This is a genomic window from Ferrovibrio sp. GW821-FHT12D07 (assembly GCF_058807275.1).
The window spans coordinates 1,048,309-1,075,028 of sequence record NZ_JBXAQN010000002.1; the positions used below are offsets into that span (position 1 = coordinate 1,048,309).

Below are 26,720 nucleotides of genomic sequence, written 5' to 3' on the forward strand. Positions count from 1 at the left end.
TCCGGGGTAAACTTCAGGCCTACCCCGGAGACGTCCCATCGGCCTGTTCAACTCATCCACACGCAACAGTCGTCGCCTTGCCATCTATGGCGGCGGCGGCCTGCTGATCGCCATCCTGCTCGGCATCGTGGGCTATGTCCTGCGGCCCGGCCCGCAGGATTCGGCCCTCTATACACCGGGCATGACGCCTTCCCGCGAAGACTGTGTGATGGCCAGGGCAAAGACATACGGCAAGCTAGACAAATCCGTGATGCACAGCATCGCTACGGAATGTGAGCTGACGGTGCAGAGCATCGAGGGCCATGAAAAGCTGCGGCGCGAATGGGAAGACCGCAAGGCAGCCCGCGACGCGGCCGTCAAACCGGCAGGTCCGGAACCGGCCGCGCCCGCCGAAAGCGATCGCACACGCCGCGTCTGGCGTTGATCACCCATCATCATTGAAAAGGATTAGGACATGAGTGCCGCTGCACCGCTGCTGCTGGACGGGGAATCGCTGACTCTCGCCGATGTGGCGTCTGTCGCCCGGCAGAACCGCACCGCCAGTCTTTCGGATCGCGGCCGGCAGAAGGTGGTGGATTGCCACGGAATGCTGCAACGGATGATCAAGGATGGGACGCCGATCTATGGCGTCACCACCGGCTTCGGTGCACTGGATGGCCGCCCGGTGCCGCCAGAGGCCAACCGGGCGCAGCAGCACAACCTGCTGAAAAGCCATGCCGCCGGCGTGGGCGATCCGATGCCTGACGATGCTGTGCGCGCCATGATGCTGATCCGTGCGAATGTACTCGCGACCGGTCTTACCGGCGTCAGCCCGGCCTCGCTGGACGCCCTGCTGGCCATGTTGAATGGCGGCATCATTCCCCATGTACCGCGTCGCGGCTCGGTCGGCGCCTGCGGTGACCTGGCACCGCTCGCCCATATGGTACTGCCGATGATCGGCTTCGGTCACGCCAGGGTGAAAGACGGCGCCTGGACCAAAGGCATTACCGCTTTTGCCACGCTCGGCCTGCCGCAACCGGCCGTGGATGGCCGCGACGGCATTGCCCTGATCAACGGCACAGAGCAGACCACCGGCATTGGCGCCCTGGCCGCTTACGATGCCCGCCGGCTGGTGCGACTGGCCGAGGCCGTTGCGGCAATGAGCCTTGAGGCGCTCGGCGGTGTATCGGATGCTTTCGACGAACGCGTCGCATTGGCCAAGCCGCATCCGGGCCAGATCGCCACATCCGAGGCCCTGCGTCATTACACGGTCGGCAGCACCGCCGTGTTACCGCCGCGGCCGAGCCGCCTGCGCGACGGCCTGTCGCTTCGTTGCATCCCACAGGTCCTGGGCGCCACCCGTGATGCCGTGGAGCACGCGGCAAACACGCTCGAGATCGAGATCAACGCCACCAACGACAATCCGATCTTCGGTCTGGCTGACGGCTTCGTCACGTCCAACTCCGGCAACTTCCACGGCCAGCGTGCCGGTGAGGTTCTGGATATGATGGCAACATCCGTCTCCTCCCTTGCCATTATCAGCGAGCGGCGCGCGGCGCGGCTGGTGGACGAGAAGAATTCCGGCGGGCTGCCAGCTTTCCTGATTCACCCGCAGGCGCGGCAGGGCGAGAATTCCGGCTTCATGATCGCGCAATACACGGCGGCCTCGTTAGTGGCCGAGTTGCGCATGCGCTCGGTGCCAGCCTCGCTGCAGTCAGTGCCGACCTGTGCCAATACCGAGGATCACGTACCGATGTCGCCGCTGGCCGCCGAACGGGCCGCCTTTGCGGTCGACACGGCGGAAACCATCGTGGCCATCGAGGCACTGCTGGCGGCACAGGCCTACGATCTGCGCAGCCTGACGCCGGCACCGGCCCTGCGGCCCTTTTACGAGGCCATCCGCGCCTGTGTGCCGGCAATGATCGAGGATCGAGAAATGGGCGAGGATATCGTGGCGGTGCGAACAGCGTTGGCTGGCATCGCCTTATAACGAGCGCACCTAGTGCGCGCCCTGGAACTGGGTGCGGACCAGATCGGCGAACAGGCCACCCTGTCCCGCCAGTTCATCGAAGGTGCCGCGCTCGACCACGTGACCGTCCTTCAACACCAGGATGAGGTCGGCCTGCCGTACGGTGGCCAGCCGGTGCGCGATGATGAAGGTGGTACGGCCCTGCATCAGGGCATCCAGCGCCTTCTGGATGCGCGCTTCCGTAGCGGCATCCAGCGCCGAGGTCGCCTCGTCGAGGATCAGTACCGGCGGGTTCTTCAGCAACGCCCGGGCAATCGCCAGACGCTGGCGTTCGCCGCCACTCAGGTTCACGCCGCGCTCGCCCACCATGGTGCTGTAGCCATTGGTCTGCCGCATGATGAAGTCATGGGCCTCGGCCAGCCTGGCTGCCTGTTCGACCTCGGCATCGGACGCTTCCGGCCGGCCGACACGGATGTTGTCGGCGATCGAACGATGGAAAACCGCGCTGTCCTGGAACACCACGCCGATATTGCGGCGCAGGCTTTCCAGCGTGATATCGCGAATATCAGTGCCGTCGATGCGGATACTGCCCGACTGCGGATCCCAGAGGCGGCTGAGCAGCGCCATGGTAGACGTCTTGCCCGAACCCGTGGGCCCCACCAGCGCCACCGTCTTGCCGGCCGCGACCTCAAAACTGACATCCACCACGGCCGGCCGCTTGTCGTCATAGGACAGCGTCACATTCTCGAACGTCACGCCGCCGATCAACGCACCGGCGCTACGCACGCCGGGTTTGTCGCGGACGGCAGATTCCGTATCCAGGACCTGGAAGAATTCACCCAGGCTGTGCATCTGGAAGAACATACGACTGATGAAGCCCATCGCCGCTTCCAGGCGGCCGATCAGCATGGTGGCAAAACCCATGAAGCTGACGATCTCGCCCACACTGGTCTGGCCATGCAGGTGCAGCCAGCTGCCCAGCACGAAAATGCTGATGATGGTGATGGTGGACGCCATGCGACTCAGCACCGTCATCAAAGCCCAAAGGTTGAGGACCGGGAACTGCGCCTTGAGCAGGCGTTCCATCACATTGGCGAGCTCACGTGCCTCCAGCGCCAAACGGACAAAGCTCTGCACCAGCACCACATTGCCCAGCGCATCGCCGGCCCGCGCCGCCAGTTCGGAGTGATAGCCCTCGACCTGGCCCTGGGCCTTCTCCGTCTTCGACACCACGAAAGCGCTGACCAGCGCAAAGATGACGATCAGGCCGATCAGCAGCAAACCCAGCCGCCAGTTCAGGTATAGCGACAACGGCAGCAGTGCCAGCACGGCGACAAAGGTGGACAGATGCTCACGGAAGAAGGCCAGCCACAGGCCGAACAGGTTGTCTGCGCCGTTCAACATGATCTTGAGCAACGTGCCGGAATGGGTGGCGCTGTGGAAGGCAACCGGCAGACTCAGCACATGCTCGAAATAGAGCGCCATGACGGCAAGCCGCCGGCGATGTGCCAGCCGGTCCGCATGCAGGGCCACCAGGATGCCGGCGAAGATGCCGCCCAAGCCTGCGGCGCACCAGATCATCAGCAGTTGAATCGTCTGGGCCCAGCTTTCGTCAGGCGTGAGTCCGGCCGTATTGGACAACACGTCGATGATGCGACCAAACAGAATTGGTTCAATGAAGCCCACGCCGGCCAAGCCTATATTGGCCACGGCCAGCAGGATGGCGAGATTGCGTTCGGGCTTCAGCAGACCGAGCACGCGCGTATAGATTTGGACGAAACTCATGGCTTGAATATGCGCTGACCGGAATGGGATCGCTAGGTCTTGCCGAACGTCTCAAATCCGCGATAGTGCCGCTTTACCCCGGAGAATCACGATGTCCGCCCCCGCCTCCACCCGCCTCGACGCCTGTCTCGCCCGTATCGCGGACCCGGCCGGGGAAGGCGGGCGCACCTTCACCAAGGTCTACGCAGACCAGGCCCAGGCGGCGGCGGCGGCCTCCGATGCGCGCGCCAAGCTGGGCCAGAGCCTCGGCCCGCTGGACGGCCGCATCGTCTCGATCAAGGACCTGTTCGACATTCCCGGCGAGGCGACCACCGCGGGATCGAAGCTGCTGCGCGACGCCAAGCCGGCCACCCATGAAGCGCCGGCCATCGCCCGTCTGCGCAAGGCTGGCGCCGTGATCATCGGCAAGACCAATATGACCGAGTTCGCCTTCTCCGGCGTCGGCATCAATCCGCATTACGGCACGCCCGGCAATCCCGCCGACCGCAGCCGCATTCCCGGCGGCTCCAGCTCGGGCGGTGCCGTCTCGGTGGCCGACGACATGGCCGAACTCACCATCGGTTCCGATACCGGCGGCTCGACACGCATTCCGGCTGCGCTGTGCGGTATCGTCGGCCTGAAGCCGAGCCAATATCGCGTGCCGACCGATGGCGCATTCCCGCTGTCCTTCTCGCTCGACAGCATCGGCCCGATGGGTCGCAGCGTTGCCGATTGCGCCGCTGCCGACGCGATCATGGCCAATGAAGCCCCAGTACCGCTCGAAGCCGCGCCGCTGGCAGGCCTGCGACTGGGCATTCCGCGCGGCCTGCTGCTGGAGAATCTCGATTCCGCCGTCAGCACGTCCTACGACGCGGCCCTCGCGGCCTTGGGCAAGGCAGGCGTGACCTTAAGCGAGCCGCCGGTTGCGGATTTGCTGACCTCGATGCTGGAAGCGACGGTCAAGGGTCCTTTCGCAGCTATCGAAGCTGCCCATATCCATCGCGACTGGTTCGAAAGCCGGGGCACCGATTTCGACCAGGTCGTGCGTGGCCGTATCGAACGCGGCCGCAGCATTCCGGCCATGGATTATGTGTTTGCCCAGCGGCGCCGCTTCGCCTTGATCCGTGCCATGAATGCCCGCCTGGCCGATCTGGACGCCCTGGTTCTGCCCACCACGGCCCTGACCGCGCCGAAGATCGCCGATCTGGCCCGTGACGAGGCGGCCTTCACGGCGGTCAACCTGCTGCTGCTGCGCAATCCCAGCATGGCGAATTTCTTCGACCTCTGCGCCCTATCCCTGCCGCTGCCCGCCGGGTTGCGTGCCGGGACCCTGCCGGTCGGCCTTATGCTGGTCGCCCGCAATGGACAGGACCGTCGCCTGCTGCGGATCGGGGCCGCCGCAGAAGCACTGTTTCGCGATAAATATCAATAGAATCAAATAAATATTCCGATTGACCTTGCTGAATGACCGGCCTATCGTTCATCGTATGAACGATAGGCCGGATGGCAAGGGCGAAACAGAGCAGGATGCAGCGACCATGGTCGCCCTGCTGTCTGCCGTCGACAGCACCGAAGAACACACCCAGCGCAGCCTGGCGAGCCGGATGGATATCGCCCTGGGCTTGGCCAACGCGCTGTTGCGCCGCTGCGTGGCTAAGGGCCTGATCAAGATCCAGAATGCCCCGGCCCGGCGGTATGCCTACTACCTGACACCCAAGGGTTTTGCCGAGAAGAGCCGCCTGGTGGCCGAATATCTGGAATCCTCGCTCGACTTCTTCCGCCGGGCACGCGGCCAGTATGAAGAGTTGTTTGCCGGCCTGGTCAGCCGCGGCATCACCAAGGTGGCCATCGCCGGCAGCGGCGAACTGGCGGAAATCGCGCTGCTGTCCGCTTCGGCGGCGGGCATCACCGTCAACGTCGTGATCGCGCCCGGCCGCAATGAAAACCAATTCCACGGCCGTCCTGTCGTGGGCACGCTATCCGCCGCACTCGCGCAGGGTGCGGAATATGTGGTGATTGCGGACAGCGTTGCGCCGCAAGCGATTTACGATCTGATGACTGCCAGCATGTCGGCGGAGTGCCTGCTGGCGCCGGCCCTGCTTCATGTCACGCCAATGGCTGCCACCCGCAAGGGAAAAGCAGCATGACGCTCTTCTGGTATGCCGTTCATACGCAGCCCGGCAAGGAACCGCTGGCGGCGCAGCAGCTCGCGCACCAAGGCTTCGCCGTCTATCTGCCGCAGTATCAGAAGATGCGGCGCCATGCCGGCCGTACCGACATCGTCGCTGCGCCGTTGTTCCCCCGCTACCTGTTCGCCGGCATCGATCTGGCGCAACAGCGCTGGCGTGCCGTGAACGGCACCCGCGGCGTCATCGGACTGGTCATGTTCGGCAATACGCCTACGGCGATCCCCCAGCCGGTGATCGATGAAATCCGGAGCCGGGAAGACGAGACCGGCTTTATCCAGCTCAACGGGCCCGCCTTCCAGCGTGGCCAGTCGCTGCGCATCGTGGAAGGCCCGATGGCCGACACCCAGGCGCTGTTCGAGGAAGCCGTAGATGGCAATCGCGCCATCCTATTGATTTCACTGCTGGGCCGGCTGGTCCGCACCAAAATGCCACTGCGCCAGATCGAAGCCGCCTGACCTGGCCGGCCCTGACAGCCGACAGGCTAGCCAGCCATACAATTCGGGCTTATAAGCCGCCGCCATGACCAAGCCCGCTCCCTCCGCCAATTCCACCCCCGCCCCCAAGGTCGGGATCGTCAGCCTTGGCTGCCCCAAGGCGCTGGTGGATTCCGAGCGGATCATCACCAAGCTGCGCTCCGAGGGCTACACCATCTCAGGATCCTATGACGCCGCCGATGTGGTGCTGGTGAATACCTGCGGCTTCCTCGACAGCGCCAAGCAGGAATCACTGGAAGCCATCGGCGAGGCGATGCGGGAAAACGGCCGCGTCATCGTCACTGGCTGCATGGGCGCCGAAGCCGACAAGATTCGCGACATCTTCCCCGACGTGCTGGCCGTGACCGGACCGCAGCAGTATGAGGCTGTCGTTGGCGCGGTGCATGAGGCAGCGCCGCCGCTGCACGATCCCTTCGTCGACCTGGTGCCGCCGCAGGGCATCCGGTTGACGCCGCGCCATTACGCCTATCTGAAGATTTCCGAAGGCTGCAATCATAGCTGCAGCTTCTGCATCATCCCCTCCATGCGCGGCAAGCTGGCTAGCCGGCAGTCGAATGACGTGCTTTATGAAGCCGAGCGCCTGGTCAAGGCTGGCGTGAAAGAACTGCTGGTCATCTCGCAGGACACTTCGGCCTATGGCGTCGATATCAAGCATGCCGAGAGCCAGTGGCGTGACCGCAAGGTGAAGGCCCGTCTGACCGAACTCTGCGACGCCATGGGCAGCCTTGGCGCCTGGGTGCGCCTACATTACGTCTACCCCTATCCGCATGTGGATGAGATCATCCCGCTGATGGCCGAAGGCAAGCTGCTGCCTTATCTCGACATTCCTTTCCAGCATGCCGAACCGCGCGTGCTGAAGAGCATGCGCCGTCCGGGAAACCAGGAGAAAGTGCTGCAGCGGATCAGGAGCTGGCGTGAAATCTGTCCTGATCTCGCGATCCGTTCGACCTTCATCGTCGGCTTCCCCGGCGAGACCGAGGCCGATTTCGAATTCCTGCTGCAATGGCTGGAAGACGCTGAACTCGACCGTGTCGGCTGCTTCAAATACGAGAATGTCGAAGGCGCCCGCGCCAACGACCTACCCGGCCATGTGCCTGACGAGATCAAGCAGGAGCGCTGGGAGCGTTTCATGGCGGCGCAGCAGAAGATCAGCGCACGCCGCCTGAAGCGCCTGGTCGGCCGGACGCTCGACGTCCTGATCGACGAGACCAAGCGCACCACCGCCAGCGGCCGCAGCTTTGCCGACGCTCCCGAGATCGACGGCATCGTGAAAATAAAGAATGCCGCCCATCTGACGGTAGGCGACATGGTGCAAGTGAAGATTGAAAAAGCCGGGCCCTACGATCTGCAGGGGACAGCCGTCTAGGCGACTGCCTTTGCCCGGTACAGCCGATAGCGAGCATTTTCAAAAACGCAATCCCAGCCGCTGAAATCATAGTCCGGGGACGAACCCCGCTTGTTGAACAGCATCAGATCAACCCCGAACTCACGCCGCAGCATGTCCAACTGCGCCGGATTGACATAGGGATAATCTCCGTAGAAACGCTCGACAAAGCCCCACCCCAAAGTGCCAGCACTGAACGGATGCGGAAATGAACAGATTCGTACGGTCGTGGTCAGGTAGAAGCTGTAAACCTCGGTCTCATCGAGCAGCAGCAGCCTGGCATCCGGATAGCTATTGATGGCTTTCGCTGCCTCTTCCTGGGCATACCCCTCGGCATTGAGCAGGCGACGCTGCAGGATGCTTCTGCTGATCAGGAATACGCCTACATGCAGGACGATCAGCGACAGCACCGCGAAAGGCAGCAGAGCGGCAGGAAGCAATGCGAAGAAAAGATACCACTGGGTGGGGAAACTGAATTCCAGATAGCGTTCGGCCTCGCCAAGGATGCGGAAACGGCCAAAGCTGGTCAGCAGCCACGGCACCATCGATGCCAAGCAGATCATCAGGGCCATACGAGCGGTGGGATCGATCCGTTCCTGCAGACAGGCCATGCCGATGGCCGGCAGAAGCAAGAAATGCCGCACCAGACCAGAGAAGAATGGGTTGCGGGCGAACACTTCCTTGGCAAAACCGCGCAGATCGCCCTGCCGGAGCGTTTCAGCCAGTGCCGACCAGTCACCGCGCCTGCTGATGAAACGGTAGCCAATCCTGTTGTACCAGCTCAGATGCTCTGCCTGACCAACAACTTGCCGCACAAAGTAACCACCGGAAATCAGGCAGGCCACAAGCACGGAGAGCAGCAGGATCAAAGCGCCGCTCAGGCTTTGCGCAAGCAACAAAAATGGAATGCCGGCCAGGAGAAGATACTGCAGTGCGAATTTTGAAGTCAGCAGAAGCAGGGCCAGCAGGAAAATGACACCCGCTTCTCCCGTCCCCAACCACTCAAGGCGGGCCAGGGCATCCGGCCAAAGCAGCAGCGCGATGCAGACAATTCCCCATAGGAGCTGTGAGAAATTTCGCGGCGTCAGGGAAAAGGCCCGCGGACCGATATGCGCAAGAGTCAGGCCCGGCGCGAGGAGATACAGGGCCGTGAGAACAGGCGCATAGGCCATAGGCAGCCCAATGGACCGGAATACAAGCCAGCTCACGCCGGCGCCGATCAGCAAGTCGTACAGCAGGCCCGACCAGATTTCAAAACACCGCACGCCATGCGCCGGGAGATAGGAGAGCAGCCAGTGATAGAAAGCCGGATAATTGAATTTTCCGGGAATGAGAAAACGTGAATCCACCACGAACAATCGATGCCCTGCGCGACGGATCATTTCGATGAAGGCGTAATGGAAGGTCCGGTCGGTGCCAATTGCACTAATCGGCGATGCCGCCACCATATATCGTAGCGCCAGCGCACCGAGCAGCAGGAAGCCTGTGATGAAAATCATTTGCAATCTGCGTTAAATACCGCGGGGCAGTGACAAAGGATGTACACGGCTCCTCCACAGATGGCTATGCATAATATGCATATTCGCCACCTTCGAATCGGGCGGAGCGCAGACGGCCGGCAGCCGCACGCAGAATGGCGTCCGCGATCTGCTGCGCCCTGACACGCATGTGATGTCGTTCATAGGTGAGCCGATAGCCCTGATCAATGATCGCCTGCAAGGCAGGCTTGTCGGCATCAAACTCCTTCGCGAGACGGGCGATGTCTCCTGGCGCACATTCTATATGCGTTATCCCATCCGCGTAGCCTCGATCGGACAGGCCGGGATAAGGCGTACAGAGCAGCAGCGTTCGCTGACCAGGTATCTCGAAAAACTTCCGCGTCGGATAGTCATAGGCCGAACCGTCGGTATAGGCCGTCGCAGCCAGGCGTATAAGAGCCAGGAAGCTCCGATGCGAGAAGCCAATATTCCAGCGCACCGGCGCCCGCGAACCGGTGAACCGCGACAGCCAGGCCGCGCCCTCGCGCATGCCGGCAATCAGCTTGAACGGCGGTTCCGCGAAGGCCGGCAAGGTGGCATGGGCAATCTGCCGTCGTCGATAGCCCGTGCCGGGCACGGCACATGACCACAGCTTGTATTGACGTCCGGTAGCGAATTCGGATTCAGAAAGGGCGAAAGCCGTTTCGATCTGAATCGGCACGGACATCAGCGCGGCGTAGCATTCCTCGGGAGCACTGCCCCCGGACATCCAGGGCTCGATCAGATCGTCCGCCACGGCGTGCCGCGGCGTGAACCGGTCGGGATAGTAAAAAGACGCCAGTCCATCAAGCCGATCCAGCCGGATACCCAAGGCGGAGATATCCCCATGCAGATCGATGGTATCTGCGATCAGAATCCGCTGGGCGGACGCATTATACAAAGCGGCCACAAAATCCTGGTATGCAGAACTGCCGCCCGAGAAGGTGGCATCGCAGACCAAATCCCGCTCGACTGTCGCGCTGTTCACACCGAACAGGCTGCTATGCATGACAATGGTGTCATACTTCTGCAGACCGGCAATCAATGCCCCGACATCGGTCTCGCCACCAGTGATCCCACCGATTTCCAGATAATCCCATGACTCCATTAGAGCCTTTATATGCGAGATAAAGGCCTGCTGATGTGGATTGACGTACGCCATATCAGCATAGACAAACAGTATGGATCGCGTCTCACCCATCTAGCGCGCCCCGCCGTCGCCGACGGGGGCCGCCGGGCCGGACTGCTGCAAAAGATAGGCATGGAAGCGACCGCCGTGCTTTTCGAGCTGATCCCAGCTTCCGCTTTCCACCACAGCCCCATCTTCCATGACGCAGATCATGTCAGCCCCACGCACAGTCGAAAGCCGGTGCGCAATGATGAGGATCGTGATGCGACCGCGCAGCTCGGCAATCGCTTCCAGGATACGCGCTTCCGACATGGAGTCGAGCGCCGACGTGGCTTCATCGAGGATCAGCAGATTTTTGTCACCCAGGAGCGCGCGCGCCAAACCGATCCGCTGCCGCTGCCCGCCGGACAGGCGCACACCGCGGTCTCCGACAACGGTGTCATAGCCTGCAGGCAGACGCTGGATGAAGCCGTGAGCATGGGCCGCATTGGCCACCCGCTCAATTTCCGCATCCATGGCGTCAGGCATGCACCAGCGGATGTTGTCGCGGATCGAGGCATTGAACAGGAATGTATCCTGGCCAACATAGCCGACCGACCGTCGCCATGCCCCCAACGGCAGGGCAAAGAGATCGCGACCGCCAATCAGGATACGGCCCGACTGGTGATCGGCAAGCCGCAGTAGGCTGTCAACGAGCGTCGTCTTGCCCGCCCCGGAACCACCGACGATACCCACCGTCGTGCAGGCCGGTATTGTGAGACTGACATCCTTGAGCGCGGCAGCCTCTCCATACATCACACGCAGATTCTCAAAGCGGATATCGGCGCCCGACGGCAGAAGGACGGTATCGCCATCGTTTCCAATGGCGTTGTCCGCCGCCAGCGCCGCATCGTTGAACCGGCTTTCAACAATGGCCAGGGCTGGATACATCACCTGCAGGAGCTGAAAATTCTGCTGCAACTGCATCAGGCGGGGATAGAGGCGGACAAAAAGCGCGAGGATCAGGAAAATCAGTGCCGGTCCGGCATTAAAATACGACACGCCGAATACCATCACCGCCGCCAGCATACCGATGCCCACGCCTTCGAAAATCGCACGGATCAGATATGGCGCATAGGAATGGCGAATCCAAATCTGCCGGATATCCTCGACCACGGCATCGAATTGCGCCAGAGCATACCGTTCGGACGCGGTCGCCTTGATGATCTTGGCTCCGGCTATGAACTCACTGGTGATAGCCGTGATGTCATCATTCAGCTTGGTGACCATTTCGCCATCGCGTTGACTGCGGTGAATGATCCAGCGCGTCATCAGCATAAGGCTGGCGCCAGTCAGTGCGAGCGACAGTGTGATCTGCCAGGACGCCAACAGAGCCAGTCCCAGGTAGATGATAGTCACAATGCTGGCCGCGATGATCTGGACAACAAGATAGAAGACACCGCCGGCGCGGTAGGTTTCCCCGATGGTGATATTGACCAGCGCGCCCTGGCGCATATTCGCAAACCAGCTCCAGCGCGCATTGAAGAAGCCGCGCATCAGATTGCGCCGCCAGTCGGCGGCATAGTTGCTCTGCATGGTGGCGGCCAGCCAGCCCTGTAGCAGAAACATTCCGCTCTGGACGACCAAGACAAGAATGAGCAGCAGCAGAACAGTGCCGCCGGTCGGCTGCAGGCCAAGGGCATCAAAGGCACCCGCAATGAACTTGGCCGGGACGTGGTCATTGCCGGCATTCAGCCCCAACACCGACATCAGCGGCACCAGCATGACCATGGCCACGCCTTCGACCAGGCCGACGGCGATCATCAGCCCGATCAGCAGGACCAGCCTGTAGCCGAATCGGCGAAACAGGCTCCTGATAAAGGAGATAACCGCAGCCTCCATTTAACACCCTTTAGTTGAATTTAAAATAATAACGCCCTATAGGTTGCAATAGTTTTTGGCCGTTTACACGCCTCGCCTGGCGACGTCTGCGATCCGGACCCACAGCGGGTGATTCGATCCAGTGGTATTGCACCACATTCATAAGAACTTGAAACTCTTATTGAATAGTGGATTGACGGTGACCGGCGCAACACTTATCGTTCATACAATGAACACCGAAGGCATACAACGTCAATATGCCCCTCGGAGTGGCCGCCGTCCCAGCTTCGCCGTCTGGTGACCATAGACTGACAAACCGGCATATATCGGCCGAATGGGGAAACAGCGATTCACCCGAAGTGCGGTAGCGTGCTTGCAGCGCCATCATGATTTCCAAAAACAACAACAGGCCGAGACTATGAAACGTTTTGCTCTGGTGGGCGCCGCCGGCTACATCGCGCCCCGCCACATGAAGGCCATTCGCGACACCAAGAACCAGCTCGTCGCCGCCTTCGATCCGAATGATTCCGTCGGTATCATCGACAGCTATTTCCCGCAGGCGGATTTCTTCGTCGAATTCGAGCGCTTCGACCGCCATATCGACATGATCCGCCGCAAGGGCGAGGGCATCGACTACTTCGCCATCTGCTCGCCCAACTATCTGCATGACGCCCATATCCGCCATGCGCTACGCAACCAGGCGCATGCGATCTGCGAAAAACCGCTGGTCCTGAATCCCTGGAACGTGGACGCCCTCGCCGAGATTGAGCGCGAAGGCAACACGCGCATATACAATATCCTGCAGCTGCGTCTGCATCCGGCGATCCGCGCCCTGCGAGACAAGGTTGCCAGCACACCGGCCGATCAGATTTTTGACGTCGACCTCACGTATCTGACATCACGCGGCCACTGGTACAGCGCCAGCTGGAAGGGCGACGAGAAGAAGTCCGGCGGCGTAGCCGCCAATATCGGCGTGCATTTCTTCGACATGCTGGGCTGGGTGTTCGGCACCGTGCGCAGGAATGTCGTGCACGCCCACCGGCCTGATGCCGCGGCCGGCTATCTTGAATACGATCGCGCCCGCGTCCGCTGGTTCCTGTCGATCAATGCCGACTATCTGCCCGACCATGTCAAGGCCGCCGGCAAGCAGACCTACCGGTCGATTACCATCGGCAAGGACGAACTGGAATTCTCTGAAGGATTCACCGAACTGCATACCGAAAGCTATCGCGACATCCTCGGCGGCGGCGGCTATGGCGTGGAAGACACCCGCGCTAGCATCGAAACAGTCTATGAAATCCGGCGCGCTCCCATTTCGGCGCTGACCGGCGACCACCACCCCTTCTGCAAGTCGCTGCTCGAGCGATGACCACCATGAATAGCACCGCATCCACGGCCTTCATCCATGAAACCGCCCTCGTTGACGATGGCGCCAGCATCGGCGCGGGCACGCGCGTCTGGCACTGGGTGCATATCTGCGGCGGCGCCCGCATCGGCGAGAACTGCTCGTTCGGGCAGAATGTCTTTGTCGCCAACAGGGTCACCATTGGCAACGGCGTGAAGATCCAGAATAATGTCTCGGTCTATGACAACGTGACCCTGGAAGACAACGTCTTCTGCGGCCCGAGCATGGTCTTCACCAATGTCATCAATCCGCGCGCCGGCATCGAGCGCAAGGATGAATACCGCAACACGCTGATCCGCCGCGGCGCGACGCTGGGTGCGAACTGCACCATCATCTGCGGCATGACTGTGGGCGAATATGCCATGATCGGCGCCGGCGCAGTGGTGACACGCGACGTTCCTCCCTTTGCCCTGATGGCCGGCGTCCCTGCCCGCCGTATCGGCTGGGTCAGTCACGCCGGCGAACGGCTGGACGATACGCTGGTCTGCCCGCGGGAAGGCCGACGCTACACCGTGATCAACGACAGGCTGGAAGAAACCAAGACCAATGGGTAACGCAATCGCCATGGTCGATCTGCATGCGCAGCAGCTGCAGATTCGCGACCGCATCGAAGCCGCGATCCGGCGCGTCCTTGATCATGGACAGTACATCCTCGGTCCCGAGGTCGAGACGCTGGAAAAACGCCTGTCCGACTTCTGCGGCGTGCGCCACACCGTTACCTGCGCCAACGGGACGGATGCGTTGTCCCTGGTGATGCTGGCCGAGAAGATCGGCAAGGGTGACGCCATCTTTGCGCCTTCCTTCACCTTTGTCGCCACGGCGGAGATCGTGCCGCATACCGGTGCGACGCCGATTTTCGTCGACGTCCAGGCCGACACCTTCAACATCGACCCCGCCAGCCTTGAAACCGGCATTGCCCAGGCGAAAAAGGCCGGGTTGGTGCCACGCATCATTATCGCGGTCGACCTGTTCGGACTGCCGGCCAACTATCCCGCCCTGCGCAAGATTGCGGACCGCGAAGGCATGATCCTAATCGCGGATGCAGCGCAGAGCTTCGGTGCTGCCGCCCATGGCCGACGCGTCGGCGCCATGGCCGACTACACGACCACCAGCTTTTTCCCCGCCAAGCCGCTCGGTTGCTATGGCGACGGCGGCGCGATCATGACCGACCGCGACGAGGCTGCCGCCCTGCTCAGGTCCTATCGCTTCCACGGCAAGGGCGATGACAAATACGACAACATCCGTATCGGCCTGAACAGTCGACTGGATACAATCCAGGCTGCCATCCTGCTGGAGAAGCTGGCCGTATTTGAGCACGAGATCGAGGCGCGTGACCGGATCGCCACCCGTTACACCGAGATGCTGTCCGATGTCGCGACGCCGCAGGTGATCCCGGATGGATATTCGTCGGTCTGGGCCCAATACACGCTGGTGGTACCCGACCGGAACAAGATTGCGGGGGCCTGCCGCACCGCCGGCGTGCCAACCGCCGTCTATTATCCGATCCCGATGCACCGGCAGACCGGCTATCAGGGCTTCCCCGTGGCCGGCAACGGCCTTCCGGTTTCCGATCAACTCTCCGGCCATGTCATCAGCCTGCCGATGCACCCCTATCTTACGCGAGACGAGCAGGATCGGGTTATCGCCGCGGTACGGTCGGCGACAGTTTGAACATCGCTTACATCTGAAGGACGACTTTCATGGATATGCGCGGAAAAAAACTCCTGGTTATCGGCGGCGCCGGCCTGATCGGTTCCCACACCGTCGATCAGCTGCTTGCTGAAGACGCCAAGGAAATCATCATTTACGACAATTTCGTCCGTGGTTCGCAGGGCAACCTGGCCAATGCCCTACGCGATCCTCGCGTCAAGATTTTCGAGGCCGGCGGCGATATCACCCAGCCCGATATCCTGGATGCGGCCATCAAGGGCGTCGATGGCGTCTTCCACTTCGCCGCGCTCTGGCTGCTGCAATGCCATGAATTTCCGCGCACTGCCTTCAAGGTGAACGTCGAAGGAACCTTCAACGTCATGGATGCCTGCGCCCGTGCTGGCATCAAGCGTTTGGTCTATTCCTCGTCGGCCTCGGTCTATGGCGATGCCGTTACCGAGCCGATGGAAGAAGATCATCCCTTCAACAACAAGAACTTCTACGGCGCCACCAAGATCGCCGGCGAGGCGATGATGCGGTCCTACCATCACCGCTATGGCCTGCCCTACGTCGGCCTGCGTTATATGAACGTCTATGGCCCGCGGCAGGACTATCATGGCGCCTACATTGCCGTGATCATGAAGATGCTGGATGCCATCGACCGTGGCGAAGGCCCGACGATCCTTGGTGACGGCAGCGAAGCCTTCGATTTCGTCGCCGTCGAGGATTGCGCCTACGCCAATGTCTGTGCCATGCGTTCCGAAGCGGTCGACCGCTTCTACAACGTCGGCACCGGCAAGCGGACCTCCCTGAAGGAACTAGCCGAGATGCTGCTCAGCTTGACTGGCTGCAACCAGCCGATCCAGTTCGCGCCGCGCAGCCAGGCGACGCTGGTGCGCAACCGCATCGGCAGCCCCAAATTGGCCAGCAAGGAAATCGGTTTCGACTCCCGCATCGACCTACGTGAAGGACTGCAGAAGCTGATCGACTGGCGCAAGAGCCATATCGCCGAAGTTGAAACCCGCCGCAAAGCTGTGAGGGCCTAATGAGCGAGCGCCGCAATATCGCCATCTCCCTGCCCCAGACGGGCGACGAGGAATGGGAGGCCGTCCGTGAGCCCCTGCAGACCGGCTGGCTCACCCAGGGACCGAAGGTCTCGAAATTCGAGCAGAACTTCGCCGTCCGCCATGGCGTGAAGCATGCCCTCGCCACCACCTCTTGCACCACAGCCCTGCATCTGGCGCTGGCCGCGCTGGAAATCGGTCCCGGCGATGAAGTGATCGTCCCTAGCTTCACCTGGGTCGCCACCGCGAACGTCGTGCTGTACTGCGGCGGCACGCCGGTGCTGGCGGACGTTGACCGCACCACCTTCAACATCTCGCCGGCCGACGTGGCCCGCAAGCTGACCAAGAAGACCAAGGCCGTGATCGCCGTACACCTGTTCGGCCTGTGCGCCGATATGGATGCGCTACGCGCGGTGATTCCCGCCGACATCCCGATCATCGAGGATGCCGCCTGCGCCGCAGGCGCGAACTACAAGGGTCGCTGGGCTGGCGGCCTCGGTACGATGGCCGCCTTCTCTTTCCATCCCCGCAAGTCGATCACCACCGGCGAAGGAGGCATGCTGACCAGCAACGATGACAAGCTGGCCGATACCGCCAACATGCTGCGCAATCATGGCGCCTCGGTCTCCGAGGAACAGCGCCACAAGGGCCCGCGCCCCTACCTGCTGCCGCAATTCAATCTCCTCGGCTTCAATTATCGGATGACTGACCTGCAGGGTGCGGTCGGCCTGGTGCAGTTGACCAAGCTCGACCGCTTTATCGAGGAGCGGCAGAAATGGGCCGACTTCTACCGGTTGCGGCTCAGCCACCTCAACTGGCTGAGCCTGCCCGAGGCGCCGGCCGGCTCCGCTCATGCCTGGCAGGCCTATGTGACTTACATCGACTCTGCCAAGGCGCCGATGCCGCGCAACGACATCATGGAAAAGCTGCAGAGCGTTGGTATTTCCACCCGCCCCGGCACGCATGCCATCCATATGCTGAACTACTACCGCGACCGCTTCAGCCTGCAAGCCGATGATCTGCCCGGTGCCCGCGACTGCGACGCGAACACCATGGCGATTCCGCTGCACAACCGCATGACGGAAGAAGACTACGAATACGTGGTACAAGCTCTGTTGAGCATCAGGTAACAGTCTGCAATGTGTGGAATAGCCGGTATTCTGAATCTTGACGGACAGCCGTCATCCGCTGCGCTTATGCGGCGGATGACGACGTTGATCGCGCATCGCGGCCCCGATGATGAAGGCGTCTACATCGATGGCCCCGTCGCTCTCGGGCACCGGCGACTGTCGATCCTCGACCTGTCCTCGGCTGGCCACCAGCCGATGCAGAGCGAGGATGGACGCTATGTCCTCACTTACAACGGTGAAATTTATAACTACCAGGAATTGCGCGCCGAACTGCAGGCCAAAGGCGTGCAGTTCAAGTCACGCTCCGATACGGAAGTCCTACTGAACGGCTTTACGGTCTGGGGTCGCGGCATTCTCGACCGCCTGAATGGCATGTTCGCCTTTGCCGTCTGGGATGCGAAGGAACGGCGACTCTTCCTGGCACGTGACCGCTATGGCATCAAGCCGCTGTATACGGCCCGCCTTGGCAACACCTTCCTGTTCGCCTCCGAGATCAAGGCTTTTCTCCATCATCCGGACTTCAAGCCGGCAATCGATGAGGAAGGTCTGATCGAATATTTCAGTTTCCAGAATTTTTTCACGGAACGGACGCTGTTCCGCAAGGCCGAATGCCTGCCGGCCGGCCACTGGCTGGAAATCGACTGCAAGCGCGGCACCGCCCCCCAGCCGTCGCCCGTGATGTACTGGGACTATCACTTCGAACAGCCCCAGACGCCTGTCGACGAGAATGCCTATCTGGAAGAGCTGGACTCCCTGTTCGTCCAGGCCGTCACCCGGCAGCTGGTCAGCGACGTCGAAGTGGGCAGCTATCTGTCCGGAGGCATGGATTCCGGATCGATTACCGCCGTGGCGGCCCGCAATCTCGGCTCCCTGAAGACCTTCACCATCGGCTTCGACTTGCACTCCGCCTCGGGCCTAGAACTGGCCTATGACGAGCGTGAGCGCGCCGAGCATATGTCATATCTCTCTGGCACCCAGCATTACGAGATGGTCCTGAAGGCCGGCGACATGGAGCGTTGCATGCGCGACCTTGTCTGGCACCTGGAAGAACCCCGCGTCGGCCAGAGCTATCCCAATTTCTATGCCTCGCATCTCGCCAGCAAGTTCTGCAGTGTTGTCCTGTCCGGTGCCGGCGGCGATGAACTGTTCGGCGGGTATCCCTGGCGTTACTACCGCGCCGTCGTCAATGACGACTTCGACCATTACATAGACAAGTATTTCAGCTATTGGCAGCGCCTCTTGCCGAACGGATCGGCACAGAAGGTCTTTGCGCCTCTAGGCAAGGTCTACGACAATGTGAATCCGCGCGACATTTTTGCCGGCGTATTCAAGTCGCATGCCGATCAGTTCACCAGTCCGGAAGATTACGTCAATCACTCCCTGTATCTGGAAGCGAAAACCTTCCTGCATGGCCTGTTGATCGTCGAAGACAAGCTTTCGATGGCGCATTCCCTGGAATCGCGGGTTCCCTTCCTCGACAACGATCTCGTGGATTTCGCCCAGCGTATTCCCGTCAATCTCAAGCTCGGCAATCTGGGAGCCGTCAGCAAGCTCAATGAGAATACGCCCGGTTCGAAACGGAACATCTATTTCGAGAAAACCCGGGACGGCAAGCTGATCCTGCGCAAGGCGATGGCCCGACATCTTCCCGAAACCATCGTCGATGGCGTCAAGCAAGGCTTCTCGGCACCGGATGCCAGCTGGTTCAAGGGCGAATCAATCGACTATGTTCGGGAACGCATCCTGCCCAAGGACGCCCTGATCTATGACTACATGGACCGGGCGACGGTCCAGGCGCTGATCGAAGACCATTTGTCCGGCCGGGAAAACCGCCGCCTGCTGATCTGGTCCCTGCTCAACGTCGAAGAATGGCTCTCGGTCTTCACGCGCGGCGGCTGGCAAGCCATCGCCGCCAAGCCCGCCCTGTGAATTCATCCCTCAATCCTATTGTGTTTCGGCAATGACCCAAAAGATCGCAACCTGGCTAAAAGACATCATCGGCGCCCCGCTGCCTGCAGAGGGCGAGACAGTTACCGCCGGTAAACATCGCCTCACCATGGTGGGCGGTGTATTGCGTTCGGAAGAATATGTGTCCGCTGCGCAGGGACAGACACGCGAGGCTTTCGGCTTCAAATGGGCGAAGCGCGACACCTTTGAAGGTGAAGTGGCGCGCAACATGCGGCGCTGGCTTATCGAGAAGTACGGCGACGTGACGGTTGCACCATGGCTGGCCGATCACGGTCCGAATCCAGTGCTGCTGGATGCTGGCTGCGGCGCCGCCATGTCGGGTATCGCGCTGTTCGAACCGATTCTCGACCGCATCCGCTATCTTGGCGTCGATGTTTCAACCGCCGTCGACGTGGCCCGCACACGCTTCGAGGAACGCGGTCTTTCGGCAGGGTTCATCCAGGCTGACCTGCAGCAGCTGCCGCTGCCGGAGGAGAGCGTCGACCTGATCTTTTCCGAAGGCGTCCTGCATCACACAGACAATACCCGCGCCGCCCTGCAGGCTGTCCTTCGCCACCTCAAGAAGGGCGGGCGCGCCCTCTTCTATGTGTATCGCAAGAAGGGTCCGATCCGTGAATTCACCGACGACCTGATCCGCGACAAGCTCCAGCCCATGACGCCGGAGCAGGGTTGGGAAGCGATGATGCCGCTGTCGAAACTAGGAAAACTGCTCGGCGATCTTGATATCGAGATCGACATTCCCGAGAACATCGACGTTCTTGAAATTCCGGCTGGCAAGATCAACCTGCAACGGCTGTTCTACTGGCACATTTTCAAGGCGTTCCATCGCCCGGAAATGACGCTGGACGAAATGAACCATATAAATTTCGACTGGTATGCACCCAAGAACGCCCACCGCCACACGCCGGAAGAGGTGCGCAGCTGGTGCGCCGAATTCGACCTGACCATCGAACATGAGCGCATCGAGGAAGCGGGCATCACCATCATTGCCCGCAAAAACCGATAGACATTCGCCAGGGAGGATGCAGTGAGCGATGAATCAGACCGGAAGCTCGACCCGGCCGTGCTGGGCGAGGCTCTCGTCGCCCTTCGGCTGCAGAACGAGCAACGCCTGAAGGAAAAGTTCAATCGCAGCCTACCCTTCTCCGATGGTATGTTCGATCGCTGGGAACGCAGTAACCGGCTGGGTTTCGGTGAACGGACCAGCATTTACGACAGCGCCCTGGTGTATGGCGACGTGACGGTCGGCTCAGACACCTGGATCGGCCCCTACACCATCCTTGATGGTTCGGGCGGCAGCCTGCGCATCGGCTCCTGGTGCTCCATCTCAGCCGGCGTTCACATCTACACCCATGACACCGTGCTGTCGGCCCTGTCGGGCGGCAAGCTGCCTCTGCGGCGGAAGTCCGTGACCATCGGCGACAATGTCTATATCGGCGGCCAGTGCCTGATTATCGCCGGGGTTACCATCCATTCCCGCTCCGTGGTGGCCGCCCATTCGCTGGTGACCAAGGATGTGCCGTCGAATGCCATCGTCGGCGGCACGCCGGCGCGACCGATCGGTCGGGTCGAAGGTGAAGGCGAAGACATCCGGCTGGTGTATTTCCGCGACAAGCCCGCCTCCAATCCGTGAACAGTCCCGTCATTGACGTTCTGGGCCCCGACAGCGATGCGGAGCTTGATGCGTTGCTCGGCCGCATCCCGGATGCGCTGATCTATTATTCACCGGCTTACCGGCGGTTTTTGTCCGCGATCCTGGAAAATACTCGCCCGCTGATCCTCGGCGCCCGCGTCGAGGGCAGACTGACAGGCGTCCTGCCGAGCTTCATCCGCAGCGGCACCCATGGCGACGTCCTGAACTCGCTGCCATTCTTCGGTGGCCATGGCGGACCGCTGATCGATCCGTCGCTGCCTGGTGCCGCCGGCGTTGCCGACGGGCTCTGCAAGGCGGTTTCCGAGGAAATCGCCGCGATGAAGCTTGCCAGCATCACCATCGTTGAGAATCCCTTCCAGCCCATGACGGATGCACAATACGGACAGCTTGGCTGCCGGATGGTGGACGACCGTATCGGCCAGATGACGCCACTGCCTGCCGGCAGCCGCGATCCGGCGACCGATCTTTTCAGGATTCTGCACCAGAAGACCCGCAATGCGATTCGCAAGGGACAGCAGCTGGATCTCGCGATCAGCGAACGCACTGACATGCAGGCCCTCCTGTGGCTGCAGTCGGTGCATGAGGAATCAATCCGCTCTCTGGGCGGCGTCGCCAAGCCGCTTTCCGTCTTCACAGCGCTGCGGGATACCTTTGCGCCGGATCGGATGCGGATTTTCATCGCGTCATCCGAAGGCCAGCCCGTCGCCGGCATCCTGCTGCTGATGCATGGTCGCACGGTTGAATATTTCACGCCCGTGGTTACCCCCGACTTCCGGGACCGGCAGGCGCTTTCCGCCCTGATCTTCCATTGCATGACCCAGCTGTCCACGGAGGGCTTCACCCTCTGGAACTGGGGTGGTACCTGGCGGTCACAGGACGGCGTTTACCGCTTCAAGGATCGCTGGGGTGCCCAGAACCGGATTTACCGGTACTTCAACCGCATCACCAACCCCGATATCACCAGCAGCGAACCGGCCCGCATCCTAGCTGAATATCCCTGGTTCTATGTCTACAAATTCGCCTGATACACCCGTGCGCCGGCTGCTGAATTTCTCGATCACCTCGCTCGACGACATGGAGCGCAAGGGGAATATCCGTTACGTCTACCATTACCTCACCTACTTCGACGAATATGTCGGCGTATATGTTCGCGGCAGTCATCCGCGCGCAATCGTCGATGGCGCCATGACCTTCGTTTGCGTGGCCAGGGGCCGGTGGCTGTGGGACATCGTTCTGTCACCGCTGCGCATCTGTCGCGAGGCGCGCAAGCACAAAGCGACGCACTTCCTCACCGCCGACCTAGCCTACGGCTGGTGGCATGCCCTGCTGCTGTGGCCGTTCCTACGCGCCAGGATCGTGGCGATGCCGGTCTGCACGCCGCCGGAGATCATCCGCAATACGGGCCGCACCTATACTGGCCTGCCGGAATGGCTGGAGAAGTTTTTCATCACCCTGACCTTCCTGGTATCTGAACGCATCCTGGTCACCAGCAACAGCCTGCCGGACCAGCGCTGGGTCAGCAGCCTGTGGTGTCGCGACAAAATGGTAGTGGCGCACGCGACGCCAGAAGAGTTGCCGACGCCGGAATTCACCGAGACCCTGGATGCGCTTGGCGCATCGACTGGCGTCTTCCGCGACGACGGTAATGGCCGCCCCCTGCGCCTGATCTATGTCGGCCGTCTGGAGCGTGAGAAACTGGTGGGAGACCTAATCGAGGCGGCGCGCGACCTGGCGGCGGCCGGCATCGATTTCCAACTGGTCCTTGCCGGGGACGGCACCAAGCGGAGCTGGCTGGAGCAGGAAGCGAAATCAGCCGGCCTGGCTGGGCGCATTGTCTTTCTCGGCTTCTGCGATGCACGCAAGGTGGCCCGCGAACTGGCGGCAAGCGATATCTTCGTCTCGACCCTTACCGGCACTGCCCTGAAAGAGGCCGCCTTCGCGCGCCTGGCGATCGCCGCGTATGCCATCGACTATGTTCCAGACATTTTCATTCACGAAGAGCACTGCCTGCTCGCCACCGGCAATAATCCGGCAGATCTCGCGCAACAACTGATCAGGCTTGCAAATGACCGAGATCTGCGCATCCGGCTTGCCGGCAATGTCCATCAGTTTGCGCATCAGCAATGGTCGCCGGCGGCAGTCCGTATCGGACTCGAACAGGGATTTGGAGGGTTATAATGGAAGAGTTCAACCGGATTATCGCGCTCTATACCAAGGAATTTCAGTCGCATGGCGACTCTCCGGCTGCCATCCTATCGCCCAAGGGCCGCCAGCATCTGCGCTTCCGGGCCATCGAACCCTTGCTGAACCGCGATGGCCTGCGCATCCTTGATTATGGCTGCGGCCTTGGGCACCTGCTCGAGCATATCGTCAAACTCGGCCGCAAGGTCAATTATCATGGCGTCGACATTGTGCCGGCCTTCGTCGAGGCAAACCGGAAAAAATACAGAAGCGGCGCCAGCTTCGATCTGATCCAGCCCAGCCAGATACCCGCCGGAGCTTATGACATTGTCTTTTCTTCCGGTGTCTTCAACATCAAGACCGATGCCGACGAGGTCGTTTCGCGTCAATACGCCTTCGACCGCATCAAGGCGTTGTACAATCTGGCTGAAGGTGCACTGGTCTGCGATTTTGCGTCCGGCTTCGTCGATTTCGAGCAGGACGATGCGCAGCATTTCGACTGCGGTGATATTGCACGGCTCTGCGTAAACGAGATGACCCGTCGCTTCGTGCTGCGCCATGATCTCCTGCCCTATGAATTCACGTTGGTCGCATTCCGCAACAGCGAAATTGTGAGACCGGCGAATGTCTATGCGACGGATGCCGGCGAAGCCCTGCCGCGGACGTCATAGCCAATAGAAACCCCGTCAATCCCGACAGATCATCTGATGCTGACTCCCGCCCGCCGCATTGCCCGCATCCTGCTGCGCAACGCTGCCATCCGCAGGGCCGTCGACCAAAGCGGCCTGCGCCAGTGGCACGACCGGCGCAGCATCCTGCGCAACCTGCCCGGACCGGCACTCTCAGCCACCCCGCTCTACGATGCCGGACGGGGACTTTTAACGCTGCGGGGCACATGGACGGAGATCGGCGCGACCCTGGCAGTCATTTCCCCCCTGGGCGGACAGGCCAGTGAAGCGCGCGAATACCGGGAATCGCTGGATCAGGCGACACAGATATCGCTGCAGCGCATGCTGGACGAAGCCGTTGATTATCTTGCCGCTAGCAATCCCGCCATCATCGCCATGCTGCGGGGCGTCGCCAAGGCACTACCCGGCCACTATTTCCGCGACATCGTGCTTGCCAATGTCTGGCCATCCCTCGTTGCCTGGCGCGACTATGCCCGCTCCTGCGCCGCCATCGCTATCAGCAGCGAGAAAGCCCGCGTTCTTGGCCAGAATCTCGATCTCGGCCCTAGCAACAATGTTGTGGTGGCGTATCTTATCCCCGAGGATGGGCCAAGCAGGCTGTGCCACTTCTGTCCGGGCAATCTGTGGTTCGGCATGGGCGTCAATGAATCCGGGCTGACATTTGGAGGTGGCTCGGTGAATGTGGCCGCCGACTTCATACCGTCGCCACGCAGCCTGCCGACCAGTTTCTCCGATTTCGCCATTCTTGGCGCTGCGCACACCGCACAGGAAGCAGCCGGGATGTTCAAGTCCTTCACGCCCTACGGTCCGATCCACGACGGGCTGTCGCTGGTGGCGCTGGATCGCGGGGGCGGCCTCATGCGTATCGAGGCAACGGGGGCATCCGTCACGTCCACTACCGTTGCAGGGCTCATCGCGGCAGCCGCCAATCATTTTACGCTTGCCGACCTGTCCAACCGGAACCGTCGGGGTGGCGAACTGGAAGACAAGCTGCTTGCCAATTCGACGGCCCGCCTTGCCAAGCTCAATGATACCGCCCCAGCTATGACTGGCGCAGAGGATGTAAAACGCTTCCTGCGGCAGAAGGGTGGGCCCGGGGCCTGGAATCGCGACGCCACGCCTCCGGATATCGGCTGGACCACAGCCAGCTACGTTATCGATCTGGTGAACGGCACATACGATTACTGGCTTGGCACACAACCATCCAAAGCCGGATGGCGGCGGATCGACCTATCCGCCATGCATGCGCGACGCCCCATTTAAGCCATTGGCGTCCGTCGCCGGAGACCCCATGTCACTACTGGACCGATTGGACAAGACACTGTCGGAGAGCTTCTCCGAACCATGGGGGCGGCAGTATACCCTGCGCGCCCAGGTGGCTGACGTCACGCTGGACCCGGTCACCGGTGCGCTATCGGGTGTATTGCACATCCATGCAGCGAAGGATGGCATGAAGCCGGCGCTGGTTCTGACCTATCCGCTTGGGCACCTGACGACCCCGCAGGAAGTTGACGCGGCCCTCGCCGAGGCCTTGAGTCAGCTACTGTCCGAGCATTCGACCTGGCTGCGCTAAGCCCGGAATTACTGTAGGATTTGACATGGGCATCCTTTCCAAATTCCAGACCGCCTACCGAATCAGCAAGGGCCGCCCCAAGGGCTGGCAATCCCTGCTGTGGAACACTTCTATGGCACGCATGGGACAGGTCGGCCCGCTGCTGCCGCCGGTGCATGTCGCGATCGAACCCACCAATGCCTGCAATGCGCAATGCCCGGTCTGCGAGACGGGCAACCTGACGATGCCGCGCAGCAAGGGCCTGCTCGACTTCAAGGCCTACAAGACATTGGTCGACCAGATCGCACCCACAACCTCGACCCTGATGTATTATTTCATGGGCGAGCCGTTCCTGAACAAGCACTCCTACGACATGATCCGCTATGCACGCGAGCGCGGCATCTATGTCGAAACCTGCACGAACGGCGACCTGGCCGAGGCGAAGGGCATTATCTATTCCGACATCAACAAGGTGAGCTTCCAGCTCGGTGGAATGGATGAAGCGACCCATCAGCGCTACCGGGTACGCTCCAGTCTGGCCAAGGCCCATGCCAATCTTTACGAGCTGATCGAAGAACGCCGGCGCAACCCCGCTTCCAACGTTGAAATCAACGTCGGCCTGATCGTCATGCGTCACAACGAGCACCAGGTCCCCGCCTTTCTCAAGTGGGCACAGGAAATCGGGGTCGACAAGGCGCATGTGATCGACCCCTGCGCCCGCAACATGCTGGAGGCACATGCCTACCTGCCAGCAGATCGCAAATACTGGTTCTACGACGAGGACGCCTTCGCGAAAGGTGTCCTGAAGCCCAAATCCATCCCGCATAATGAATGCCAATGGATATGGAACTCCATTCAGATCAATTGGGATGGAGAGGCGGTACCCTGTTGCCGCGATCCTAATGGCCTTCACCCCTTGGGAAATGTCTTCGAAAAAGGGTTGGGACGCATATTCAACGGCAAGCCTGCACGTGCCTTTCGCCGCAGTATTCTGCTGAAACAGGGAGAGGTCGATATCTGCAAGCTCTGCTCAGGATACGGCCTTCCCATACTTGACCAGCAGCGCCCAATATCCTTCGAGATCAAGCGCCACTCCTTCAATGCCGACGACTTGAATCTACCAACCCACGTCGGATAGAAAA

At 61.1% G+C, this 26,720-nt stretch carries 24 protein-coding genes; 20 read left to right on the forward strand and 4 right to left on the reverse strand.

The features are described 5' to 3' along the window. Nucleotides 1-208: 208 nt before the first annotated feature. Nucleotides 209-424, forward strand: coding sequence for a hypothetical protein (locus AC1RRE_RS16920; RefSeq protein WP_492982590.1), 216 nt, complete (start codon nt 209-211; stop codon nt 422-424). A 30-nt stretch (nt 425-454) separates the two neighbouring features. Then, nucleotides 455-1,969, forward strand: coding sequence for an HAL/PAL/TAL family ammonia-lyase (locus AC1RRE_RS16925; protein ID WP_492982592.1), 1,515 nt, complete (start codon nt 455-457; stop codon nt 1,967-1,969). A gap of 9 nt (nt 1,970-1,978) precedes the next feature. Here the strand turns inward: AC1RRE_RS16925 and AC1RRE_RS16930 are convergent, their stop codons facing one another. Further along, a complete protein-coding gene (locus tag AC1RRE_RS16930) occupies nt 1,979-3,733 on the reverse strand; it encodes a glucan ABC transporter ATP-binding protein/ permease (RefSeq protein WP_492982594.1) in 1,755 nt (584 codons plus the stop codon). A 91-nt stretch (nt 3,734-3,824) separates the two neighbouring features. On the opposite strand from AC1RRE_RS16930, the gene AC1RRE_RS16935 reads away from it, so the two are divergent. The 4 genes from AC1RRE_RS16935 to rimO all read left to right on the forward strand — a co-directional run bounded on the left by AC1RRE_RS16935 (nt 3,825) and on the right by rimO (nt 7,761). Continuing rightward, on the forward strand, nt 3,825-5,144 hold the full coding sequence (locus tag AC1RRE_RS16935) for an amidase (RefSeq protein ID WP_492982596.1): 1,320 nt from the start codon (nt 3,825-3,827) through the stop codon (nt 5,142-5,144). 55 nt (nt 5,145-5,199) lie between these two features. Further along, nucleotides 5,200-5,859 (forward strand): winged helix-turn-helix transcriptional regulator, encoded by a 660-nt coding sequence (locus AC1RRE_RS16940; RefSeq protein WP_492982598.1) that lies wholly within the window; start codon nt 5,200-5,202, stop codon nt 5,857-5,859. Continuing rightward, nucleotides 5,856-6,356 carry a transcription termination/antitermination protein NusG gene (gene nusG / locus AC1RRE_RS16945; protein WP_492982600.1) on the forward strand — a complete coding sequence of 167 codons (501 nt, stop codon included), beginning with the start codon at nt 5,856-5,858 and terminating at the stop codon, nt 6,354-6,356. The genes AC1RRE_RS16940 and nusG overlap by 4 nt, the downstream gene beginning before the upstream one ends. Nucleotides 6,357-6,420: 64 nt before the next feature. Beyond that, a complete protein-coding gene (rimO, locus tag AC1RRE_RS16950; protein WP_492982602.1) occupies nt 6,421-7,761 on the forward strand; it encodes a 30S ribosomal protein S12 methylthiotransferase RimO in 1,341 nt (446 codons plus the stop codon). Here the strand turns inward: rimO and AC1RRE_RS16955 are convergent. From AC1RRE_RS16955 to AC1RRE_RS16965, 3 genes are all read right to left on the reverse strand, one after another. Further along, nucleotides 7,758-9,278, reverse strand: a complete 1,521-nt coding sequence (locus AC1RRE_RS16955) for a hypothetical protein (protein WP_492982604.1) — start codon at nt 9,276-9,278, stop codon at nt 7,758-7,760. The two genes, rimO and AC1RRE_RS16955, sit on opposite strands and share 4 nt — an antisense overlap. A 64-nt stretch (nt 9,279-9,342) precedes the next feature. Then, nucleotides 9,343-10,497 carry a glycosyltransferase gene (locus AC1RRE_RS16960; protein ID WP_492982606.1) on the reverse strand — a complete coding sequence of 385 codons (1,155 nt, stop codon included), beginning with the start codon at nt 10,495-10,497 and terminating at the stop codon, nt 9,343-9,345. Beyond that, nucleotides 10,498-12,306: an ABC transporter ATP-binding protein gene (locus AC1RRE_RS16965; protein WP_492982608.1), complete on the reverse strand. Its 1,809-nt coding sequence runs from the start codon at nt 12,304-12,306 to the stop codon at nt 10,498-10,500. It abuts the gene before it with no gap. Nucleotides 12,307-12,703: 397 nt separating this feature from the next. Between AC1RRE_RS16965 and AC1RRE_RS16970 the strand changes: the two genes are divergently transcribed. Genes AC1RRE_RS16970 through AC1RRE_RS17035 form a run of 14 tightly spaced genes read left to right on the forward strand, consistent with a single transcriptional unit; the run spans nt 12,704 to nt 26,716 of the window. Then, a complete protein-coding gene (locus AC1RRE_RS16970) occupies nt 12,704-13,654 on the forward strand; it encodes a Gfo/Idh/MocA family protein (RefSeq protein WP_492982610.1) in 951 nt (316 codons plus the stop codon). Between the two features lie 5 nt (nt 13,655-13,659). Continuing rightward, nucleotides 13,660-14,244 (forward strand): acyltransferase, encoded by a 585-nt coding sequence (locus AC1RRE_RS16975; RefSeq protein WP_492982612.1) that lies wholly within the window; start codon nt 13,660-13,662, stop codon nt 14,242-14,244. After that, nucleotides 14,237-15,361 (forward strand): DegT/DnrJ/EryC1/StrS family aminotransferase, encoded by a 1,125-nt coding sequence (locus AC1RRE_RS16980; RefSeq protein ID WP_492982614.1) that lies wholly within the window; start codon nt 14,237-14,239, stop codon nt 15,359-15,361. Before AC1RRE_RS16975 ends, AC1RRE_RS16980 begins: the two co-directional genes overlap by 8 nt. A 29-nt stretch (nt 15,362-15,390) precedes the next feature. Beyond that, entirely contained in the window at nt 15,391-16,386 is a 996-nt protein-coding gene (locus tag AC1RRE_RS16985) for an SDR family NAD(P)-dependent oxidoreductase (protein WP_492982616.1), read from the forward strand. Next, the gene (locus AC1RRE_RS16990; protein ID WP_492982618.1) at nt 16,386-17,534 is read left to right on the forward strand and encodes a DegT/DnrJ/EryC1/StrS family aminotransferase; all 1,149 of its coding nucleotides are present in this window, start codon (nt 16,386-16,388) and stop codon (nt 17,532-17,534) included. The genes AC1RRE_RS16985 and AC1RRE_RS16990 overlap by 1 nt, the downstream gene beginning before the upstream one ends. A gap of 9 nt (nt 17,535-17,543) precedes the next feature. Next, nucleotides 17,544-19,463, forward strand: coding sequence for an asparagine synthase (glutamine-hydrolyzing) (asnB, locus tag AC1RRE_RS16995; RefSeq protein WP_492982620.1), 1,920 nt, complete (start codon nt 17,544-17,546; stop codon nt 19,461-19,463). A gap of 31 nt (nt 19,464-19,494) precedes the next feature. Beyond that, the gene (locus AC1RRE_RS17000; protein ID WP_492982622.1) at nt 19,495-20,508 is read left to right on the forward strand and encodes a class I SAM-dependent methyltransferase; all 1,014 of its coding nucleotides are present in this window, start codon (nt 19,495-19,497) and stop codon (nt 20,506-20,508) included. Nucleotides 20,509-20,529: 21 nt separating this feature from the next. Next, nucleotides 20,530-21,135, forward strand: a complete 606-nt coding sequence (locus AC1RRE_RS17005; protein WP_492982624.1) for an acyltransferase — start codon at nt 20,530-20,532, stop codon at nt 21,133-21,135. Beyond that, complete coding sequence (locus AC1RRE_RS17010) at nt 21,132-22,181, forward strand: GNAT family N-acetyltransferase (RefSeq protein WP_492982626.1); 1,050 nt, start codon at nt 21,132-21,134, stop codon at nt 22,179-22,181. The genes AC1RRE_RS17005 and AC1RRE_RS17010 overlap by 4 nt, the downstream gene beginning before the upstream one ends. Nucleotides 22,182-22,188: 7 nt before the next feature. Next, on the forward strand, nt 22,189-23,334 hold the full coding sequence (locus tag AC1RRE_RS17015; protein ID WP_492982628.1) for a glycosyltransferase: 1,146 nt from the start codon (nt 22,189-22,191) through the stop codon (nt 23,332-23,334). Beyond that, nucleotides 23,334-24,008 carry a class I SAM-dependent methyltransferase gene (locus tag AC1RRE_RS17020; protein ID WP_492982630.1) on the forward strand — a complete coding sequence of 225 codons (675 nt, stop codon included), beginning with the start codon at nt 23,334-23,336 and terminating at the stop codon, nt 24,006-24,008. The genes AC1RRE_RS17015 and AC1RRE_RS17020 overlap by 1 nt, the downstream gene beginning before the upstream one ends. 36 nt (nt 24,009-24,044) lie before the next feature. Beyond that, nucleotides 24,045-25,289, forward strand: coding sequence for a C45 family autoproteolytic acyltransferase/hydrolase (locus AC1RRE_RS17025; RefSeq protein ID WP_492982632.1), 1,245 nt, complete (start codon nt 24,045-24,047; stop codon nt 25,287-25,289). A 28-nt stretch (nt 25,290-25,317) separates the two neighbouring features. Continuing rightward, the gene (locus AC1RRE_RS17030) at nt 25,318-25,599 is read left to right on the forward strand and encodes a hypothetical protein (RefSeq protein WP_492982634.1); all 282 of its coding nucleotides are present in this window, start codon (nt 25,318-25,320) and stop codon (nt 25,597-25,599) included. A 25-nt stretch (nt 25,600-25,624) separates the two neighbouring features. Beyond that, entirely contained in the window at nt 25,625-26,716 is a 1,092-nt protein-coding gene (locus tag AC1RRE_RS17035) for a radical SAM/SPASM domain-containing protein (protein ID WP_492982636.1), read from the forward strand. The last annotated feature ends 4 nt before the right edge of the window (nt 26,717-26,720 follow it).

Excerpts from the sequence above, each read along its gene's own strand:
- AC1RRE_RS16965 (WP_492982608.1), bottom strand. The coding sequence starts at position 12,306 with ATGGAGGCTGCGGTTATCTCCTTTATCAGGAGCCTGTTTCGCCGATTC.
- AC1RRE_RS16940 (WP_492982598.1), top strand. The coding sequence starts at position 5,200 with ATGAACGATAGGCCGGATGGCAAGGGCGAAACAGAGCAGGATGCAGCG.
- AC1RRE_RS16975 (WP_492982612.1), top strand. The coding sequence starts at position 13,660 with ATGAATAGCACCGCATCCACGGCCTTCATCCATGAAACCGCCCTCGTT.
- AC1RRE_RS17035 (WP_492982636.1), top strand. The coding sequence starts at position 25,625 with ATGGGCATCCTTTCCAAATTCCAGACCGCCTACCGAATCAGCAAGGGC.
- AC1RRE_RS17025 (WP_492982632.1), top strand. The coding sequence starts at position 24,045 with ATGCTGACTCCCGCCCGCCGCATTGCCCGCATCCTGCTGCGCAACGCT.
- rimO (WP_492982602.1), top strand. The coding sequence starts at position 6,421 with ATGACCAAGCCCGCTCCCTCCGCCAATTCCACCCCCGCCCCCAAGGTC.
- AC1RRE_RS16935 (WP_492982596.1), top strand. The coding sequence starts at position 3,825 with ATGTCCGCCCCCGCCTCCACCCGCCTCGACGCCTGTCTCGCCCGTATC.
- AC1RRE_RS17030 (WP_492982634.1), top strand. The coding sequence starts at position 25,318 with ATGTCACTACTGGACCGATTGGACAAGACACTGTCGGAGAGCTTCTCC.
- AC1RRE_RS16955 (WP_492982604.1), bottom strand. The coding sequence starts at position 9,278 with ATGATTTTCATCACAGGCTTCCTGCTGCTCGGTGCGCTGGCGCTACGA.
- nusG (WP_492982600.1), top strand. The coding sequence starts at position 5,856 with ATGACGCTCTTCTGGTATGCCGTTCATACGCAGCCCGGCAAGGAACCG.
- AC1RRE_RS16930 (WP_492982594.1), bottom strand. The coding sequence starts at position 3,733 with ATGAGTTTCGTCCAAATCTATACGCGCGTGCTCGGTCTGCTGAAGCCC.
- AC1RRE_RS16985 (WP_492982616.1), top strand. The coding sequence starts at position 15,391 with ATGGATATGCGCGGAAAAAAACTCCTGGTTATCGGCGGCGCCGGCCTG.
- asnB (WP_492982620.1), top strand. The coding sequence starts at position 17,544 with ATGTGTGGAATAGCCGGTATTCTGAATCTTGACGGACAGCCGTCATCC.
- AC1RRE_RS16960 (WP_492982606.1), bottom strand. The coding sequence starts at position 10,497 with ATGGGTGAGACGCGATCCATACTGTTTGTCTATGCTGATATGGCGTAC.
- AC1RRE_RS17020 (WP_492982630.1), top strand. The coding sequence starts at position 23,334 with ATGGAAGAGTTCAACCGGATTATCGCGCTCTATACCAAGGAATTTCAG.
- AC1RRE_RS16970 (WP_492982610.1), top strand. The coding sequence starts at position 12,704 with ATGAAACGTTTTGCTCTGGTGGGCGCCGCCGGCTACATCGCGCCCCGC.
- AC1RRE_RS16990 (WP_492982618.1), top strand. The coding sequence starts at position 16,386 with ATGAGCGAGCGCCGCAATATCGCCATCTCCCTGCCCCAGACGGGCGAC.
- AC1RRE_RS17000 (WP_492982622.1), top strand. The coding sequence starts at position 19,495 with ATGACCCAAAAGATCGCAACCTGGCTAAAAGACATCATCGGCGCCCCG.
- AC1RRE_RS16980 (WP_492982614.1), top strand. The coding sequence starts at position 14,237 with ATGGGTAACGCAATCGCCATGGTCGATCTGCATGCGCAGCAGCTGCAG.
- AC1RRE_RS16925 (WP_492982592.1), top strand. The coding sequence starts at position 455 with ATGAGTGCCGCTGCACCGCTGCTGCTGGACGGGGAATCGCTGACTCTC.
- AC1RRE_RS16920 (WP_492982590.1), top strand. The coding sequence starts at position 209 with ATGGCCAGGGCAAAGACATACGGCAAGCTAGACAAATCCGTGATGCAC.